Consider the following 18486-nt stretch of genomic DNA (forward strand, 5'->3'; position numbering starts at 1 on the left):
CAGCCGAAGGGCCGGGCTCCCCCGTGCGGGCCCGGCCCTTCGTGCGGACGTCAGCGCCACTCGTAGCGGCGTCCGGCGACGGCCCTGAGCGTGGTCTCGCCGTCCTCCAGCAGGCCGCTGCGTACGGTCAGCCGACGCGTCCGGGTGGCGGTGAGCGCGACGCGCGTGGGCTTTCCGTCCGCCCAGTCGATGTCGACGACGGCGCCGCCGCGGGCGCGCAGCCCGCGTACCGACCCGTCCGGCCAGGCGGCGGGCAGGGCGGGGAGGATCTCGATCACGTCGTGGTGGCTCTGCAGGAGTATCTCCACAACACCGGACGTGGCGCCGAAGTTGCCATCGATCTGGAACGGCGGGTGGGTGTCCCAGAGGTTGGGCAGCGTCGACGACTTGAGCTGTTCGCCGAGCATCTTGTGGGCGTGGTCGCCGTCGTGCAGCCGCGCCCAGAAGCTGATCTTCCAGGCCTTGGACCAGCCGGTGCCGCCGTCGCCGCGGGCGTTCAGGGAGACCTTGGCGGCCTCGGCCCACTTGCTGCCGGGCTCGATCTGCCGTCCGGGGTGCAGGGCGAACAGGTGCGAGACGTGCCGGTGGTCGTCGGCCGGGTCGTCCAGGTCCTCCTTCCACTCCTGCAGCTGGCCCCAGGAGCCGATGTGCAGGCCGGGGTCCAGGTCCGCCAGGGCCTGCTCGACGCGCTGCCGGAAGTCGGGTGCGTCGCCGAGGACGCGGGCGGCTTCGAGGGTGTTGGTGAACAGGTCGTGCACGATCTGCTGGGACATGGCCGCGCCCGCGGTGAAGTCGCCGTGCTCGGGCGAGTAGCTGGGGGTGACGACGAGGGTGCCGTCGCGGGGGTCGGAGCGCAGGTTGGCGAGCCAGAACTCGGTGGCCTCCTTCATCACCGGGTAGGCGGTGGTGCGCAGGTAGTCGGTGGAACCGCCGAAGCGGTAGTGCTCGTAGAGCTGCTGGGTGAGCCAGGCCGCCGCCTCCGGGAACCAGAACGCGGTGGCCCAGTCGTGGACGCCGGTGAAGCCGTACGGGTTGGTCTCGTTGTGCACGACCCAGCCGCGCGTGCCGAACATCTCCCGAGCGGTGCGCCGCCCGGGGGCGCGCAGGGCCTGGACGAAGTGGTCGTACGGGGCGGTGGTCTCGGGGAGGTGGGCGGCCTCGGCGGGCCAGTAGTTCATCTGCAGGTTGATGTTGACGTGGTAGTCGGCGTTCCAGGGCGGCGTGGTGCTGTGGTTCCAGACGCCCTGGAGGTTGGCGGGCAGCGAGCCGGGGCGGGAGGAGGCGATGAGCAGGTAGCGGCCGTACTGGAAGTAGAGGGCCTCCAGGGCGCGGTCCGCCGCGCTCGCGCCGGCCGTGTACGAGGCGAGCAGCCGGTCGGTGGGAACGTCCTCCGGGAACGGCTGGCCGAGGTCCAGGGCGACGCGGCGGAACAGGGCGCGGTGGTCGGCGATGTGCCGGGCGCGCAGGGAGTCGTAGGTGCGGGCCTTCGCCCGGTCGACGGCGCGGGTGACGGCGGCGTGCGGGTCGTCTCCGCGGTAGTCGGCGTAGGTGTCGGCGTAGTCCGTGCCGGCGGCCAGCACGAGCCAGGCGCTGTCGGCTCCGGTGACGGTGATCGTGCCGTCGGCGTTGGAGGCCACGGTTCCGCCGGTGGTGCGGACCTGGACCTGGGCCTCGAAGCGGAGCTTGTTGTCCGCGAGGGCGCCTCGTACGGTCAGGCGTCCGCCGGTCGCGGTGGTCGCGAAGTCCTTCCGGGGTGAGGTGTAGCGCAGGGTGAAGGCGACGCTGCCCGGGCGGTCGGCGGTGAGCCGTCCGACGATCACGCCGTCCGGGTGGGAGGCGAAGAACTCCCGTCGGTGGCGGACCTGTTGGTCGGTGTAGGCGACCGACGCGATGCCGTCGTCGAGGTTCAGGTCGCGGCGGTATCCGTCCGGTGCCGGTGCGGCGGGGAGGTCCAGGTGGAGGTCGCCGAAGGTCTGGTAGGCGCCGAAGCCGACGCGCGGCTGACCCAGCCGGTCGGCGACGGTCTCCGGGTCGAGCCGCCGCTGTGCGTCGAGGTCGTCCTGTACGGCGTCGACGGCTCCGGGACGCGGCGCGCGCCAGTTGCCGTGGTCGTAGCCCTGTGCCGAGCCGGGGCCACCGGTCCACAGGGTCTTCTCGTTGAACTGCAGGCGTTCGGAGGCGAGGGTGCCGAACACCATGGCGCCGAGCGCGCCGTTGCCGATGGGCAGCGCCTCACGCTCCCAGTCCGCGGCGGGCGCTGAGTACCACAGCACCAGAGGCTTGAGGGATCGGCCCGATACATCCGAGGAATCTTCGGTGGCGGCCCCGGCGGAACCGAGGGTCGAGCCGCTCACGACCATGCCTCCTGCTCCAACTACCGCCGCCTTGAGCGTGGTTCTACGAGAGACGTCCTGCGACTCGTGTGACATGCTGGGGACATTAAAGGTCCGATCACCCGGGCGACAAGAGTCATGACAAAGCAAAGGCACCCCCGGACGGGGGAACGTCCGAAAGGTGCCGGTGAGGCAGGGCTGTCAGCCCTGCTGGAACAGTTCCGCCGGGAGCGGTTTCAGCAGCGCGTACAGGTCGTCGGTGATGGGGCGGTCCCAGGCGGCGATGGTCACCAGGACGTTGTCGCTCCGGTCGAACTGCACGCAGGAGATCCGGCTCTCCGACAGCTTGAGCCGACGCACGATCAGGAGGTTGTCGCCCTGCATCACCGGCATGTCCTCGGTGCCGACAACGCTGACCTCCTCGTCGTTCTCCAGGGCCAGCAGCAGCTGGCCCACCTCGAACGGGACCTCTCCCTCGGCGACGTCACGCGCCGGGGAGCCCTCCGGCAGATTGCCGATGATCATGGCGGGGCCGCGGCCGCCGAACAGGTCGTACCGCAGGTACACACCCTGGCAGGTGCCGTCCGGGGCGGGCAGCAGGCCCGCGCCCAGATTGCCCGGCCAGTCGCTCGGGTCCATGGCCAGTACGTCGAAGTCGGGCCCGGCGGGGGTGGCGCTGCGGCGGCGGAGGAACGACATGCGGCCAATGGTACGTGCCCTGGCAGGGTGCGTGACGTGCGGGCGGCTCTTCGAGCTCAGGCGTTCTGGCGGTGCCGTTCCTGGTGGCGGGCGACGCGGGCGCGGTTGCCGCAGGACGGCTCGCACCACTCCTGTCGCGGGTGCTCCTTGAGGAATTGGCGCGCACAGCTCGGCGCCCGGCACGCACGCGGTCTCGCTGCCGGTCGGGAGTGTCCAGTAAGGCGATCGCGGGCTGTGCGAGTGCCGCCGTGAACTCTGCCCGGCGGGTCGCCGACGCGGCTGAACAGGGCGCGAACGGCGGCGACGGCCGCCTCATCGGTGGCGGAGTCGTCGGCGTCCGGCAGGTGTCGGGGCGGGGTGCGCGGGGGCGCTCGACCGGACCTCGACCCCGCCCTGACCCTCCGGCACGACGGACACCCAGTCCCGCCCGGGACTGATGACCGCGCCGCCGGTACCCATCAGGTCCGGGTGTCTCACTCCTCCGGCAGCGCCGGGGGCACCACCGCGACCGGGCTCGCGGCGTGCAGCAGGACGGCGTGGGTGACCGAGCCCAGCAGGCGGGCGGGGGCCAGCAGACGTCGCCGGTGGCGGCCCACGACGACCAGGTCGGCGTCCTTCGAAGCCGCGACCAGGTGTCCGGCCGCGTCGCCGGGGGCCACGTACTGCTCGATCCGGACGTCGGGGTGCCGGGCGCCGTGCGGGGCGAGAAAGCCCTCGGCGAGGGCCCGCGTCTCGCTCTCGACGGCGTCCTGGTCGATCATCGGCGGAACGAGTTCGCCGGGGGCCGCCCAGCTCTGGACCGGCCAGGGGTAGGCGGCGACGGCCTGGAGACGCGCGCCGCGCAGGGCGGCCTCGGTGAAGGCGAAGGCGAGCGTGGCCTCGTCGGGGCTGTCCACCTTCAGGCCGACGACCACGCGCGGCCCGGGCTCGGTCGGCGCCTCGCCGTGCACCTCGCGCCCGGGGCGGGGCACGACGACCACGGGGCACTCGGCGTCGCGGGCGGCGGCCATGCCGTTGGAGCCGAGCAGCAGGCTGGCGAAGCCGCCGCGGCCCCGGGAGCCGAGTACCAGCAGCTGGGCGGTGGTGCCCAGTTCGGGCAGGAGCACACCCGGCGCGCCCTCCAGACCGAGGTACTCGGTCACCGGCCGGTCGGCGCGGCCCTCCAGGTAGGCGCGCACCTGGTCGAGCACCGGGTCCGCGTCCTGATCGGGCGGCCCGGCGTCCAGGGCCTCGGGCTGTGTCCAGGCGGCGTACTGCCGGACATGGACCGCCCGCAGCGGCGCCTCACGCCTGCGGGCGGCGTCGAACGCCCAGTCCAGGGCCCGCAGGCTGTCGTTCGAACCGTCGACGGCCGCGATCACCGGCAGGGTGTTCATGGGTTCCTCACCTCCGGAGTACGACTTCGCGCTTCCTGGGGCCAGCCTTGCTCAGGCATCGGCTCCAGGACGGCGCTGGAGGTCGCGTGTCCGGAAAAACGGGCGGAACACCGCCGGATCGGCCTGTCGGATCACATGAGGTTCAGGTCAGGTCGAACTCCCCTTCCCTCGCTCCCGACACGAACGCGCCCCACTCCGCGGGTGTGAAGATCAGGGAAGGGCTCTCGGGCCGGCCGCTGTTGCGCATCGCGATGAATCCCTCGACAAAGGCGATCTGGACATCTCCCAGGCCACGGCTGCTGGAGTGCCACTCGGCGTTGCTGAGGTCCAGCTCCGGCTTGTCCCAGCCCGCGAGCGGCTGCTGCTGGATGGTGCTCTCGGCCACGTCCGTGCTCCTCCCGATTCGTCGTCCGCGGCCAGCCTAGCGATCGGTTCGTGCCCCCAACAGGCCATGTGAGGGGGACCTTTCAGGAGTCAGGTGGTTGCGACCCCACGAGCCACATGGAGAAGAACTGCGATCCGCCGCCGTAGGCGTGCCCGAGCACCCGCCGCGCCCCCTCCACCTGGTGTTCTCCGGCCTGTCCACGCACCTGGAGCGCGGCCTCGGCGAAGCGGATCATGCCGGACGCGCCGATGGGATTGGTCGACAGGACGCCGCCCGACATGTCGACGGGCAGGTCCCCGTCCAGTTCCGTCACCCCGGACTCGGTGAGCTTCCAGCCCTCGCCCTCGTCGGCGAAGCCCAGGTTCTCCAGCCACATGGGCTCGTACCAGGAGAACGGCACATACATCTCGACGGCGTCGATCTCCCGGCGCGGGTCGACGATCCCGGCCTGCCGGTACACGTCGGCGGCGCAGTCCTTGCCGGCCTGCGGGGACACGGCGTCCTTGCCCGCGAAGAGGGTGGGTTCGCTGCGCATCGCGCCGCCGTGCATCCAGGCGGGCGGGCGGGGCGAGCGGGCCGCGCCGGCCCGGTCGGTGAGGACCATCGCGCAGGCGCCGTCCGAGGAGGGACAGGTCTCCGAGTAGCGGATCGGGTCCCAGAGCATCGGCGAGGCCTGGACCTTCTCCAGGGTGATGTCGTGCTCGTGGAGGTGCGCGTAGGGGTTCTTCAGCGCGTTGCGCCGGTCCTTGTACGCGACCAGGGAGCCGACCGTGTCGGGCGCGCCGCTGCGGCGCATGTACGCGCGCACGTGCGGGGCGAAGAAGCCGCCCGCCCCGGCGAGCAGGGGCTGCTGGAAGGGGATCGGCAGGGACAGGCCCCACATGGCGTTCGACTCGGACTGCTTTTCGAAGGCGAGGGTGAGCACGGTGCCGTGGACGCGGGCCGCGACCAGGCCCGCGGCGACCAGCGCGGTGGATCCGCCGACGGAGCCCGCCGTGTGGACCCGCAACATGGGCTTGCCCACCGCGCCCAGCGCGTCGGCCAGGTACAGCTCCGGCATCATGACGCCCTCGAAGAAGTCGGGCGCTTTGCCGATGACGACGGCGTCGATGTCCGCCCAGGTCAGCTCGGCGTCGTCGAGAGCCCGTCGGGCCGCCTCCCGGACCAGTCCGGCGATCGACACGTCCCGGCGCGCCGCGACGTGCTTGGTCTGGCCGATCCCTACGACGGCCACGGGCTCCTTGCTCATCGCGGATCCCCTTCGAGTACGGCGACCAGGTTCTGTTGCAGACAGGGGCCGGACGTGGCGTGGGCGAGCGCCCGGCCGGACTCACCCTGGTGGATGCGGGCGGCGGCCTCGCCGATGCGGATCAGTCCGGCGGCCATGACCGGGTTGGCGGCGAGCGCGCCGCCGGAGGGGTTGACGCGGACGCTGTCGTCCAGCCCGAGCGCCTTGCGCAGGACGACCTCCTGCGCGCTGAAGGGCGCGTGCAGCTCGGCGGTGTCGACGGGCCGTTCGAAGGCGCCCGCCTTCTCGGCGGCCAGGCGGGTGGAGGGCGAGTCGGTCAGGTCGCGGACGCCGAGGCCGTGCGCCTCGATGCGGTGGTCGATGCCGCGGATCCAGGCGGGCCGCGCGCACAGGTCCCGGGCCCGCTCCCCGGCCGCGAGGATCACGGCGGCGGCGCCGTCGCCGACGGGCGGGCAGTCGCCGGTGCGCAGGGGCCGTACGACGTACTCCCCGTGCGGCACCGAACCCCTCAGCTGCGCATGGGAGTTGGCGGACGCGGCCGTACGGCTGCGGGTGGCGACGGCCGCCAGTGCCGGCTCGTCCGTCTCACCCGCGTCGATGAGCGCCTGTGCCTGGAGGGCGGCGAGGGCTACGGAGTCGGGCCACAGCGGGGCCACGTAGTACGGGTCCAGCTGTCGTGTGAGGACATCGCGGACGGAGCCGGGGGACGACTTGCCGTAGGAGTACACGAGGGCGGTGTCGGCGTCGCCCGTCAGCAGCTTGGTCCACGCCTCGTACAGCGCCCACGCGCCGTCCATCTCGACGTGCGACTCGGAGATCGGCGGCCAGGCGCCCACTCCGTCGAGGGCGAGGGTGAAGGAGAAGGCGCGGCCGGCCAGGTAGTCGCTGGAGCCGGAGCAGGTGAAGCCGATGTCCGCGGTCTTCAGGCCGGTCCGGTCGAGCACGTCGTGCAGGACCGGCATGAGCATCTCGACCTCGGAGAATTCCTCGCTGGTGCGCCGGTGGTCGGTCTGGGCGAAGGCCACCACGGCGATCTCTCGCGTCACAACAGCTCCCTGTAGGTGTCGTAGTCCGCGTCCGGTTCGCCGGTGGGCCGGTAGTGGTCGGGGTGGCGGGCGCCTTCCGTCCAGACGGCTTCGACGCGCAGGCCCATGCGCACCTGGTCGTAGGGGATGCCGGCGATACGGCCGTGCAGGGCGAGGTCGGCGCCGTCGAGGGCGATGTGGGCGTAGACGTACGGCACCTCGATGTCGAGGTTCTTCGCCTTGATGTTGACGATGCAGAAGGTGGTGACCGTGCCTCGCGGACCCACTTCGACCTGTTGCGATGTGGCCTGGCCACATGTGGGGCAGGCGCCCCTCGGCGGGACGTACACCTTGCGGCAGGACGGACAGCGTTCGCCGACCATGCGCCGGTCGGCGAGTGCGTGGATGTAGGCGGACTGGGCGCGGCCGGGCGAGTAGGTGTAGTCGAGGCGGGCGTGGGCGACGATGCCGGTGACCGTGTCCGCGAACTCGCCGGTGTGGCCCGCCGGTTCGGCCGAATCGCCGTCGTACGGCTCGAAGCAGGCGATGTCCGTGATAGTGCCGGAGCGTTCCTTGGCCCAGCGGACGCGGACGCGCATGCCGGTGTGCACGGCGTCGGGACCGGGGGCGTCCAGGGCGTGCAGGAGGGCGGTGTCCGCGCCGTCGAGGCGGACCAGGGCCCAGGCGAAGGGGGTGGTGAGGGGCTGGCCGCGGCGGGGTTCGTGGTTCCAGGCCCAGGTGGTGACCGTGCCGGTGGGGGCGACCTCGACGAGGTCGCGGATCTCCTCGGCGGTGACGGGGTCGTACTCGACGGGCGGGACGAGGACGCGGCCGTCACCGGTGCGCACGCCGAGGACGACGCGTTCACGCAGGCCGGTGAGGAAGGCGCTCTGGACGGGGCCGAGGGAGCGGGTGAAGGGGAACTCGACGACGAGCGGCGCTTTGAGGACTTCGGGCATCCCGGATGTCTCCTTCTGCGGCAGGGTCAGGCGCGCTTGTACTCGGGCGGTCGCTTCTCCGCGAAGGCACGGGCGCCCTCCTTGGCGTCGGCGGTGTCGAAGATCGGCCAGCCCCGTTTCAGTTCGGCGGCGAGTCCGTCGGCCTCGGTCATCTCGGCGGTCTCGTACACCGAGGCCTTGACGGCCTCGACGGCCAGCGGGCCGCAGGCGTTGATCTGTCCGGCGATCTCCAGCGCCTGGTCGAGTGCGGTGCCGTCGGGGACGACATGGCCGATCAGGCCGATGTCCGCGGCCTCGCGGGCGCTGTAGGGGCGGCCGGTGAGCAGCATCTCCAGGGCGTGGGTGCGCGGGATCTGCCGCTGGAGGCGGACCGTGGAGCCGCCGATCGGGAAGAGACCGCGCTTGACCTCGAACAGACCGAAGGTCGCGGACTCGCCCGCGACCCGGATGTCGGTGCCCTGGAGGATCTCCGTGCCGCCCGCGACGCAGTACCCCTCGACGGCGGCGATCACCGGTTTGCGGGGGCGGTGGTGGCGCAGCATCGCCTTCCAGTGCAGGTCCGGGTCGGCCTTGAGGCGGCTACGGTGGTGCTCGCCCTCCATGCCGTTCCCGGCGAGGGCCTTGAGGTCCATGCCGGCGCAGAACGCGCCACCCGCGCCGGTCAGCACGATCGAGCGCACCTCGTCGTCCTCGTCGGCCTGAACCCAGCCGTCGTGGAGGCCGACGAGCATCGACAGCGAGAGCGCGTTCTTCGTCTCCGGCCGGTTGAGCGTGAGCACCAGTGTGGCGCCCTCGCGCCGCACGGTGAGGTGTTCGGTGCCACCCATCGCCCATCTCCCCTCTGAAAGAACGAGAACAGGTTGCAGGAGGCGCCTGAGCACTTCAAGGGTTTTCTGACAGAGAGTCAGATTTCTTCGACGCGGACCCTTCACAGTTGTGCCCCCCTTTGCTCTGATGACCGCGAACCGACGGATGCCAGGCACGCCCCGGGGTCAGGAGGAGCGGTGGAGTACAACCTTGCGGACCTGTTCGAGTCGGTCGTCGACGTGGTGCCGGACCGCGAGGCGCTCGTGTACCTCGACATCCCCGGCACGGGCGCCGAGCGACGGCTGACGTACGCGGAGCTGGACGCCGCCGCCAACCGCATCGGCCATCATCTGGTCGACCGCGGGATACGTCCCGGCGAGCACCTCGGGCTCCATCTCTACAACGGCGTCGAGTACCTGCAGACCGTGCTGGGATGCCTGAAGGCGCGGATCGTGCCGGTCAACGTCAACTACCGCTATGTGGAAGACGAGTTGGTGTACCTCTACCGGGACGCCGATCTGGCGGCCCTGGTCTTCGACGCGGAGTTCACCGATCGGGTGGCGGCGGCACTGCCGCGGGCGGACGGGTTACGGCACCTGGTGCGGGTCGGGGTGCCGGCGGCGGGGGCGGCCGAGGTGCCGGCCGTGGCCTTCACGGACGCGGAGGCCGCGGGCTCCCCGGAGCGCGGGTTCGCGCCGCGCTCGGGAGACGACCAGTTCATCATCTACACCGGCGGCACCACGGGGATGCCCAAGGGTGTGATGTGGCGTCAGGAGGACCTGTTCTTCTCCGGGCTCGGCGGCGGCGCGCCGACCGGGGAGCCGGTCATGAAGCCGGAGGAACTCGGCGAGCGGGTCGCGGCCGGCGGCGCGGGCATCACCTTCCTCCCCGCTCCCCCGCTGATGCACGGCACGTCCACACTGACGGCCTTCATCGGCTTCAACTTCGGCCAACGCGTCGTGCTGCACCGCAAGTTCGTGCCCGAGGAGGTGCTGCGGACCATCGAGAAGGAGAAGGTGACCAGCATGTCCCTGGTGGGCGACGCGATGCTGCGCCCACTGATCGACGCGCTCGAAGGCCCGATGAAGGGCACCGACATGTCGTCGATGTTCAGCGTGTCCTCGTCGGGGGCGATCATGTCGGATACGGTGCGCCGGCAGTTCCAGGCGCTCGTCCCGAACGTCATGCTGCTCAACAACTTCGGCTCCTCGGAGTCCGGCTTCAACGGCACGGCGACGGAGGACTCGGGCCCCGAGCGGGGCTTCCGCGTCCGCGTCAACTCCCGTACGCAGGTGGTCGATCCCGCCACCCATGAGCCGGTCGCCGTGGGCGAGGTGGGCCGTGTCGCGCAGTGCGGCCACGTGCCGCTCGGCTACTACAACGACCCGGCGAAGACCGCCGAGACCTTCTTCGAGAGGGACGGCGAGCGGTGGGTGCTGCTCGGCGACATGGCCACCGTCGACGAGGAGGGCGTTGTCACCGTCCTCGGCCGGGGTTCGCAGTGCATCAACACCGGTGGCGAGAAGGTGTATCCGGAGGAGGTCGAGCAGGCGCTGAAGTCCCATCCGGACGTGTACGACGCGCTGGTGGCCGGCGTGCCGGACGCGAAGTGGGGCCACCATGTGGCGGCCGTCGTGCAGTTGCGCGAGGGCGCGGGGCGACCGTCCCTCGAGGACATCCAGACGCACTGCCGTGCCCGGCTCGCGGGGTACAAGATCCCGCGCCAGCTGGTGGTCACGGAGACCATCCGGCGCTCGCCGAGCGGCAAGGCCGACTACCGCTGGGCCCGGGAGGTGGCGGTGGCCGCGGACCGGTGAGAGCCTGTGTCACATCTCCGGTCGGATCAGCGCGCGGCGTCTGGTGCGTGCGATCGCAAGGCGCCGGAGCGCCCTCGATGGGGGTGCCCCCGCGCGAGGTTGTTCGAGCGTGGGGGAGGAGCCACGTGGGCGTTTCGGCAACGCAGCGAGCGTGCGTGCCAGACGCCGCGCGCCCGGCCGGGGATGTGACACAGGCTCTGAGCTACCGGCCCGGGTGAGGGCCGTCGAGGAACGCGGTGAGGCGGCGTACGAACCAGTCCGGGTCGTCCAGCCACGGCTAGTGGCCGGCGCCCGGCTGGACGGCGAACTCGGCGTGCGGGAACGCTTCGGCCGCGCGTCACGCCAGTTCAGGTCGCGGACCTCCGTCGAGTTCCCCGGCGATGACCAGGACGGGCGCGCCCAGCCGGGCGAGGCCGGCCCGGGTCGCGGGCGGGTCGTAGGCACCCTCGGAGCCGTACACACCGGCGGCCTCGTCGTTGTACTCCTCGTCTGCGCGCGCGTCGTGCTCCCGGGCCGCCTCGTCCCATCGCCCGTAGAAGAAGGGTGTGAACGCCGGGTCGAAGGGGCCCGTCCCTGCCAGCCAGGCCGCGAACGCCGAAAACGCTCCCTCGAACCACGGCTCACCTTCCGCAGCCGGGCCGCCGCCAGCCGGTCCTCGGCCGTCGCCGGCATGCCCAGCGCCCAGGGAGTGGCGGTGACCAGCACCAGCCGCCCCACCCGCTCCGGGTACCGAGCCGCGTACAGCATCGCGAGACTGCCGCCCGCCGAGTGCCCGAGCACGTCCATGTGCTCCCACCCCATATGGGCCCGCAACACCTCTACGTCGTCGACGAGCCGGTCACAGCGGTACGTCGCCGGATCAGCCGGCACCGCGGAGTCACCGGTCCCGCGCAGATCGAGCAGCACGAGCCGCCGGTACGCGGTCAGCCCGCCCAGCTTCCCGAGACAGGCCGAGGCCCGCATCGGCCCTCCGGGCAGCACGACGAGCGGCGAGCCCTCGCCCCACAGGTGATAGGCGAGTTCGGTCCCGTCGGACGGGTGAAGGCCGGCATGGCGCCGATCCTGGCGATCGACGTCCGCCTGCGCAACGGGGTTCTCCCGGCCCGCCCTCTTGCCTGAGAGAGCCGGTACTGGATTACTGATCCCGAGCGACTCGACCGAATGATCGGTCGCCCGGATCGGTGCGGTTGGTGAAGGAGAGGCGCCATGGCGGATGCGACGGACCTGCTGGACCCGGGCGAACAGCTCGACGGCGCGGCGCTGCGGGCGTTGCAGTTGGAGCGGCTGCGGGCCTCGCTGCGGCATGCGTACGACAACGTGCCCTTCTACCGCGAGTCCTTCGACAAGGCGGGTGTCCGTCCGGACGACTGCCGGGCCCTGGCCGACCTGGCCCGTTTCCCGTTCACGACCAAGGCGGACCTGCGCGAGAACTATCCGTACGGGATGTTCGCCGTGCCCCAGGACCGTATCCGCCGCATCCACGCGTCGAGCGGCACCACCGGACGCCCCACGGTCGTCGGCTACACCGACGACGACCTGTCCCTGTGGGCCGACATGGTGGCCCGCTCCCTCCGTGCGGCGGGCGCACGGCCCGGCGAGAAAGTACATGTGGCGTACGGCTACGGGCTGTTCACGGGTGGACTGGGCGCCCACTACGGGGCCGAACGACTCGGCTGTACGGTCATCCCCGCGTCCGGCGGTATGACCGTCCGCCAGGTTCAGCTGATCCAGGACCTCAGGCCCGAGGTCATCATGGTGACGCCCTCGTACATGCTGACGATCCTCGACGAGTTCGAACGCCAGGGCGTCGACCCGCGCGGCACCTCGCTGCGCGTGGGGATCTTCGGCGCCGAGCCCTGGACCGAGCGGATGCGGCAGGAGATCGAGGAGCGGTTCGCGATCGACGCGGTCGACATATACGGGCTGTCGGAGGTGATCGGTCCGGGGGTCGCGCAGGAGTGCGTGGAGACGAAAGACGGGCTCCATGTGTGGGAAGACCACTTCTTCCCCGAGGTCGTCGACCCGATCACCGGTGAGGTACTGCCGGACGGCGAGCGGGGCGAGCTCGTCTTCACTTCGCTCACCAAGCAGGCCATGCCCGTCATCCGCTACCGGACGCGCGACCTGACGAGGTTGCTGCCGGGCACGGCCCGTGTCTTCCGCCGGATGGAGAAGGTGACCGGCCGCAGCGACGACATGGTGATCCTGCGCGGAGTGAACCTCTTCCCCACCCAGATCGAGGAGATCGTGCTGTGCACACCGGGCGTCGCGCCCCATTTCCAGCTGCGTCTCACCCGCGAGGGCCGCCTCGACGCGCTCACCGTGCGGGCGGAGGCCCGGCCCGATGCCACACCCGAGGCCCGGGACGCCGCCGCGCGGGCCATCGCGGCGGCCGTGAAGGACGGCATCGGCGTGTCGGTCGCCGTCGAGATCGTCGAACCGGAGTCGCTGGAACGGTCCGTCGGCAAGATCCGGCGGATCGTGGATCTGCGTCCCCGCTAGACATCAACCACCGAAGCGGTCCCTGAGCTCCCGCTTGAGAATCTTCCCGCTCGCGTTGCGCGGCAGCCCGTCCACGAACACCACCCGCTTGGGCGCCTTGAAGTGGGCGAGCTTCTCGCGGGCGTGGGCGACCAGGGCCCCTTCCGTGACCTCGCCGCGCGGGACGACGACCGCCGTGACGGCCTCGATCCACCGCTCGTCGGGCAGGCCGATCACGGCCACCTCGGCGACGGCCTCGTGGGTGTACAGCGCGTCCTCGACCTGCCGTGAAGCGACCAGGACACCACCGGAGTTGATGACGTCCTTCACCCGGTCGACGATGGTGAAGTAGCCATGGGCGTCGCGCACCGCGAGGTCCCCGGAGTGGAACCAGCCGTCACGGAAGGCCTCGGCCGTCTCCTCGGGCTTGTCCCAGTAGCCCTCGCACAACTGCGGGGAGCGGTAGACGATTTCACCGGGTGTGCCGTCGGGCACGTCCTTTCCGTCCTCGTCGACCACGCGGGCGTCCACGAAGAGGACGGGACGGCCGCAGGAGTCCATCCGCCCCTTGTGCTCGTCGGGGGCCAGGACGGTGGCCAGCGGGCCGATCTCGCTCTGGCCGAAGCAGTTGTAGAAGGCGAGCTTCGGGAGGCGTTCCCGCAGGCGCTCCAGGACGGGCACCGGCATGATCGACGCGCCGTAATACGCCTTGCGCAGTCCGCTCAGGTCGCGGGTCGCGAAGTCGGGGCGGTTGGACAGGCCGATCCACACCGTGGGCGGGGCGAACAGACTGTCCGCGCGGCCGGTTCCGATCAGGTCGAAGAGCCGGTCGCCGTCCGGCGCGTCGAGGATGACGTTGGTCGCCCCGACGGCGAGGTACGGCAGCAGGAACACGTGCATCTGCGCCGAGTGGTACAGCGGCAGTGAGTGCACCGGCCGGTCGCCCGCGCTGAGGTCGAGGGCGGTGATCGCGCTCAGGTATTCGTGGACCAGGGCGCGGTGCGTCATCATCGCGCCCTTCGGCAGGGCAGTCGTACCGGAGGTGTACAGCAGCTGGACCAGGTCCTCGCTCCGCGGCTCCGGGCCGTCGTACGGGGGCGCTTCGGGCAGCCGTGCCAGCAGTGAGCCGTCGGCGTCGCGCAGGGGCAACGTACGGATGCCGTCGGGGAGTCGTCCGGCCAGGTCCGGGTCGGCGAGGACCAGGGAGCTGCCGGACTGGCCCACGATGTAGGCGAGGTCGTCGCCGGTCAGGTTCTGGTTGACCGGCACGTGCACCAGGCCGGCGCGGGCGCAGGCGAGGAAGCCGATCAGGTAGGCGTCGGAGTTGTGGCCGTAGGCGCCGACGCGGTCGCCGGAGCTGAGGCCCTGGTCGAGCAGGAGGGTGGCCGCGCGGGAGACGGCATCGTCGAGTTCCTCGTACGTCCAGGAGCGGTCGGCGTATTCCACCGCGACGCGCGCCGGGGTGCGCCGGGCGCTGCGTCGCAGTACCCCGTCAACCGTGCTGCCGTGTCCAGGCGTCATGACACATGATCCTCGGTGGGGCGCAGAGGGAGGTCAAGCACCTTGAAGATCGTCCGCGTGCGCGACCGCTGATCATGTGGTCCTGTCACCCGTGGCGGGACCACAGTCGTCGTCAGGTCGGGATGTGGCCGAGCTTGTCCGGGTTGAGCACCGCGTAGATGCCGTCGATCCGGCCGTCGCGCACGTCGATCGTGACGACCTGGTCGATGCCGTCGATCGCGAGGGCGGCAGCGGGCCGGCCGTTGACGTCCACGCGGCGCGGCGCGCCCAACGGGTGGCCGGCGACCTGGCCGGCGATGAACGCCACGACGTGGTCTCGGCCCTCGACCGGCCACTGGGCGGCCCTGACCTTGCCGCCGCCGTCGTTCCAGGCGACGACGTCCTCGGCCAGGAGCTCGGTCAGGCCGGCCAGATCGCCGCTCTGCGCCGTCTCCAGGAACCGGCTCAGCAGTTTGGCGTGGTCTTCCTCCGAAAGAGTGAACCGGTTACGCCCGGCGGCGAGCCGACGCCCGGAGCGGATGTGCATCTGATGGCAGTTCGTCTCGGTGGTGTCGAGGATGCGGGCGATCTCGCCGTACGACAGCTCGAAGGCTTCCCGCAGCACGACGACCGCGCGTTCCGGGGGTGACAGACGCTCCATCAGGTGGACGGCGCAGTAGCCGACGGTGTCCCGCAGCCCGGCCCTGTCCAGCGGGCCGAGCACGTCGGTGGCCACGGGATCGGGCAGCCAGGGCCCGATGTACGCCTCGCGGGCCGCCCGTGCCGTTCGCAGCCGGTCGAGTGCGAGCCCGGTGACGACGGTGATGAGGAAGACCCGGGGTTCACGGACCCCGGTGCGATCGGCACCCTGCCACCGCGGATGGGCGTCCTGGACGACGCCCTCGGCTTCTCTCATGTTGCCGAGCAGCCGGTAGGCGAGCCCGAGCAGCAGGGGCCGGAGGGACTCGAACTGCTCGGTCGCCGATGCCGGGGTTTCCAATTCCCGTGTCCTTCCCAGTCGTTCGGTGGGCGGTGCTCACTGTCAGTGTGCGGTCGTGCACCAGTGAACTCCGTCGCGCACCCCTCGCGCCAATCGGCGTCAGCGCGGCGGGCACCTTCCTGGGCCACGGGCGTCGGGCATGCGACCCCCTTGACGGACATCGAGAATGTCTCCCGTCATACCGGGCGAGTCCGGCCCTCCCAGTACGGGTCCCGCAGCCGTCGCTTGTACAGCTTGCCGTTGGGGTCGCGGGGCATCTCGGCGATGAAGTCGACGCTCTTGGGCCGCTTGTAGCCGGCGAGTCGTTCGGCGCAGTGGTCGAGGATCGCGGCGCTGAGGGCAGGGCCGGGTTCGTGGCCGGGGGCCGGTTCGACGACGGCCTTGACCTCCTCGCCCCAGTCGTCGTGCGGGATGCCGAAGGCGGCGGCGTCCGCGACGGCGGGGTGGGCGAGCAGGACGGACTCGATCTCCGCCGGATAGATGTTGACGCCGCCCGAGATGATCATGTCGATCTTGCGGTCGCGGAGGAAGAGATAGCCGTCCTCGTCTAGCAGTCCGAGGTCGCCGACGGTGAAGAAGTCGCCGATGCGGTTCTTCTTCGTCTTGGCCTCGTCCTTGTGGTAAGCGAAGCCGCCGGTGTTCATCTTCAGGTAGACGGTGCCGAGTTCGCCGGGCGGGAGCCGGTTGCCGTCGTCGTCGAAGATGGCGAGTTCGCTGATGGGCCAGGCCTTGCCGACGGTGCCGGGCTTCTTCAGCCAGTCCTCGGCGGTCGCGAAGGCTCCGCCGCCCTCGCTGGCCGCGTAGTACTCCTCCACACAGTTGCCCCACCAGTCGATCATGGCCCGCTTCACGTGGTCGGGGCAGGGTGCGGCTCCGTGGATGGCGTGCCGCATGGAGGAGACGTCGTAGCGGGCCCGGACCTCCTCCGGGAGCGCCAGCAGACGATGGAACTGGGTCGGGACCATATGGGTGTGCGTGCACCGGTGGGCGTCGATGAGGCGGAGCATCTCCTGAGGTGTCCACTTGTCCATCAGGACCAGGCGGTGGCCGATGTGCAGGGACGCTCCCGCGAACTGGAGTACGGCGGTGTGGTAGAGCGGCGAGCAGACGAGGTGCACGTTGTCGCCGAAGGGGCGGATGCCGAAGATACCGAGGAAGCCGCCGAGGTAGGCCTCCTCGGGTGGTTTGCCGGGCAGCGGGCGCCGGATGCCGCGCGGGCGGCCGGTGGTGCCCGAGGTGTAGTTCATGACCCAGCCGAGGGTGCGGTCGGCGGGCGCCGACTCCGGTTGCCCGTCGAGGAGTTCGGCGTACGGCCGGAAGCCCTCGACCGTGCCGACCGCGTACCGGTGGCCGGCCGGGAGGCCGGCCTCGTCGGCGGCGTGACGTGCGGGGCCGGCGAAGCGCTCGTGGGCGAGGAGCACCTTGGCGCCGGAGTCGGCGACGATCCAGGCGATCTCGGGGCCGACGAGGTGGTGGTTGACGGGGACGAGGTAGAACCCTGCCTGAGTGGCGGCGAGGTACGCGGTGAAGAACTCGGGTCCGTTGGGCAGGACGACCGCGAAGGCGTCACCGCGTTCGAGGCCGGCGGCGCGCAGTCCGTGCACGAGCCGGTTGGCGGCGGCGTGCAGGCGGCCGGCGGTCCACTGCTCGCCGTCCGGCGCGACGAGGACCGTACGGTCGGGGTCGGCGGTGGCCTGGGCCCAGAAGCCCGCGGGAGGTGTGCTCGTCACTGGCCGCTCCTTCCGGCGATGCGGTTGATGCGGTCGACGGCCCGCTCGAAGCCGCGGGTGAGGTCGTCGAAGACCGCCTGGACGCTGCGTTCGCTGGTCATCCTGCCGACGATCTGGCCGACGGGCGTGCCCAGCAGGGGCTCGACCTCGTACTTCTGGATGCGCGAGACGGCCTCGGCGACGAGCAGGCCCTGCAGGGGCATCGGGAGGGTGCCGGGTCCCGCCGGGTCGTCCCAGGCGTCGGTCCACTCGGTGCGCAGCTGGCGTGCGGGTTTTCCGGTCAGGGCACGGGAGCGGACGGTGTCGCCGGAGCCGGCGGCGAGCAGTTTGCGGGTCAGGGCGGGCGAGTGCATGTCGGCCTCTGTGGTGGTCAGCCATATGGAGCCCAGCCACACCCCTTGGGCGCCGAGCGCCAGCGCTGCCGCCACCTGCTGGCCGCTCCCGATCCCCCCGGCCGCCAGCACGGGCAGCGGACCGACGGCGTCGACGACCTCGGGGGTGAGCACCATGGAGGCGATCTCACCGGTGTGACCGCCGGCCTCGTACCCCTGGGCGACGACGATGTCGATGCCGGCTTCCTTGTGCTTGCGCGCGTGCCGGGCGCTGCCCGCGAGCGCGGCGACGAGGACGCCGCGGTCGTGCGCGCGGGCGATCACATCGGCGGGCGGGGAGCCGAGGGCGTTGGCCAGCAGCTTGATCGGATAGTCGAAGGCGACGTCGAGTTGGGTGCGGGCGACCTGCTCCATCCATCCGGTGATGCGCCAGCCGGACGCCTCGCCCTCGGCGAGTTCGGGCACGCCGTGCTTGGCGAGGGTGTCCTTGACGAACTGCCGGTGCCCTTCGGGGATCATCGCCTCGACGTCGGCCTCACTGACGCCCTCGACCTTCTTCGCGGGCATGACGACGTCCAGGCCGTACGGCCGTCCGTCCACGTGTGCCTCGATCCAGTCGAGGTCGCGTTTGAGGTCGTCGGGGGCCGTGTAGCGGACCGCGCCGAGCACTCCGAAGCCGCCGGCCCGGCTGATGGCCGCGGCGACGGCGGGGAACGGCGTGAAGCCGAAGACGGCGTGCTCGAGTCCCAGTTTCTTGCTCAGCTCCGTCTGCATGGGCGCAGGATGCCGCAGT

The 18486-nt window shown here is 71.2% G+C and carries 15 protein-coding genes and 1 pseudogene; 2 read left to right on the forward strand and 14 right to left on the reverse strand.

Translation table 11 applies throughout. The features are described from left to right. Positions 1-50: 50 nt before the first annotated feature. The 9 genes from ABT063_RS45210 to ABT063_RS45250 all read right to left on the reverse strand — a co-directional run bounded on the left by ABT063_RS45210 (position 51) and on the right by ABT063_RS45250 (position 8853). Positions 51-2273: a glycoside hydrolase family 95 protein gene (locus tag ABT063_RS45210; protein WP_351066961.1), complete on the reverse strand. Its 2223-nt coding sequence runs from the start codon at positions 2271-2273 to the stop codon at positions 51-53. 261 nt (positions 2274-2534) lie between these two features. Next, positions 2535-3032 (reverse strand): glycosyltransferase family protein, encoded by a 498-nt coding sequence (locus tag ABT063_RS45215; RefSeq protein ID WP_351066925.1) that lies wholly within the window; start codon positions 3030-3032, stop codon positions 2535-2537. Between the two features lie 56 nt (positions 3033-3088). Continuing rightward, the gene (locus ABT063_RS45220; protein ID WP_502991014.1) at positions 3089-3376 is read right to left on the reverse strand and encodes a CGNR zinc finger domain-containing protein; all 288 of its coding nucleotides are present in this window, start codon (positions 3374-3376) and stop codon (positions 3089-3091) included. A 129-nt stretch (positions 3377-3505) separates the two neighbouring features. Then, a complete protein-coding gene (locus ABT063_RS45225; protein ID WP_351066926.1) occupies positions 3506-4408 on the reverse strand; it encodes a universal stress protein in 903 nt (300 codons plus the stop codon). A gap of 142 nt (positions 4409-4550) precedes the next feature. Next, positions 4551-4793 (reverse strand): DUF397 domain-containing protein, encoded by a 243-nt coding sequence (locus ABT063_RS45230; protein ID WP_351066928.1) that lies wholly within the window; start codon positions 4791-4793, stop codon positions 4551-4553. 82 nt (positions 4794-4875) lie between these two features. Next, a complete protein-coding gene (locus ABT063_RS45235) occupies positions 4876-6042 on the reverse strand; it encodes a thiolase family protein (protein ID WP_351066929.1) in 1167 nt (388 codons plus the stop codon). Next, positions 6039-7088, reverse strand: a complete 1050-nt coding sequence (locus tag ABT063_RS45240) for a thiolase family protein (protein ID WP_351066931.1) — start codon at positions 7086-7088, stop codon at positions 6039-6041. The genes ABT063_RS45235 and ABT063_RS45240 overlap by 4 nt, the downstream gene beginning before the upstream one ends. Next, a complete protein-coding gene (locus tag ABT063_RS45245; RefSeq protein WP_351066932.1) occupies positions 7085-8026 on the reverse strand; it encodes a Zn-ribbon domain-containing OB-fold protein in 942 nt (313 codons plus the stop codon). The genes ABT063_RS45240 and ABT063_RS45245 overlap by 4 nt, the downstream gene beginning before the upstream one ends. Positions 8027-8052: 26 nt before the next feature. After that, positions 8053-8853 (reverse strand): crotonase/enoyl-CoA hydratase family protein, encoded by an 801-nt coding sequence (locus ABT063_RS45250; protein WP_351066934.1) that lies wholly within the window; start codon positions 8851-8853, stop codon positions 8053-8055. 177 nt (positions 8854-9030) lie between these two features. Here ABT063_RS45250 and ABT063_RS45255 point away from each other — a divergent pair, with 177 nt between their 5' ends. Beyond that, positions 9031-10650, forward strand: coding sequence for an acyl-CoA synthetase (locus tag ABT063_RS45255; RefSeq protein ID WP_351066935.1), 1620 nt, complete (start codon positions 9031-9033; stop codon positions 10648-10650). Between the two features lie 202 nt (positions 10651-10852). Here the strand turns inward: ABT063_RS45255 and ABT063_RS45260 are convergent. After that, positions 10853-11702: pseudogene (locus tag ABT063_RS45260) on the reverse strand (alpha/beta fold hydrolase). Positions 11703-11856: 154 nt separating this feature from the next. Here ABT063_RS45260 and paaK point away from each other — a divergent pair. Further along, positions 11857-13152 (forward strand): phenylacetate--CoA ligase PaaK, encoded by a 1296-nt coding sequence (gene paaK / locus ABT063_RS45265; RefSeq protein WP_351066937.1) that lies wholly within the window; start codon positions 11857-11859, stop codon positions 13150-13152. A gap of 3 nt (positions 13153-13155) precedes the next feature. Here the strand turns inward: paaK and ABT063_RS45270 are convergent, their stop codons facing one another. The 4 genes from ABT063_RS45270 to ABT063_RS45285 form a co-directional block, all read right to left on the reverse strand. Then, positions 13156-14652 carry an acyl-CoA synthetase gene (locus ABT063_RS45270; protein ID WP_351066939.1) on the reverse strand — a complete coding sequence of 499 codons (1497 nt, stop codon included), beginning with the start codon at positions 14650-14652 and terminating at the stop codon, positions 13156-13158. Positions 14653-14764: 112 nt separating this feature from the next. Next, a complete protein-coding gene (gene sigJ, locus ABT063_RS45275) occupies positions 14765-15631 on the reverse strand; it encodes an RNA polymerase sigma factor SigJ (RefSeq protein ID WP_351066940.1) in 867 nt (288 codons plus the stop codon). 176 nt (positions 15632-15807) lie between these two features. Beyond that, a complete protein-coding gene (locus tag ABT063_RS45280) occupies positions 15808-17361 on the reverse strand; it encodes an acyl-CoA synthetase (RefSeq protein WP_351066941.1) in 1554 nt (517 codons plus the stop codon). Continuing rightward, entirely contained in the window at positions 17358-18467 is a 1110-nt protein-coding gene (locus ABT063_RS45285) for a nitronate monooxygenase (RefSeq protein ID WP_351066942.1), read from the reverse strand. The genes ABT063_RS45280 and ABT063_RS45285 overlap by 4 nt, the downstream gene beginning before the upstream one ends. Positions 18468-18486: the final 19 nt, after the last annotated feature.

The organism is Streptomyces sp. NPDC002838 (assembly GCF_040295365.1).
Lineage (GTDB): Bacteria > Actinomycetota > Actinomycetes > Streptomycetales > Streptomycetaceae > Streptomyces.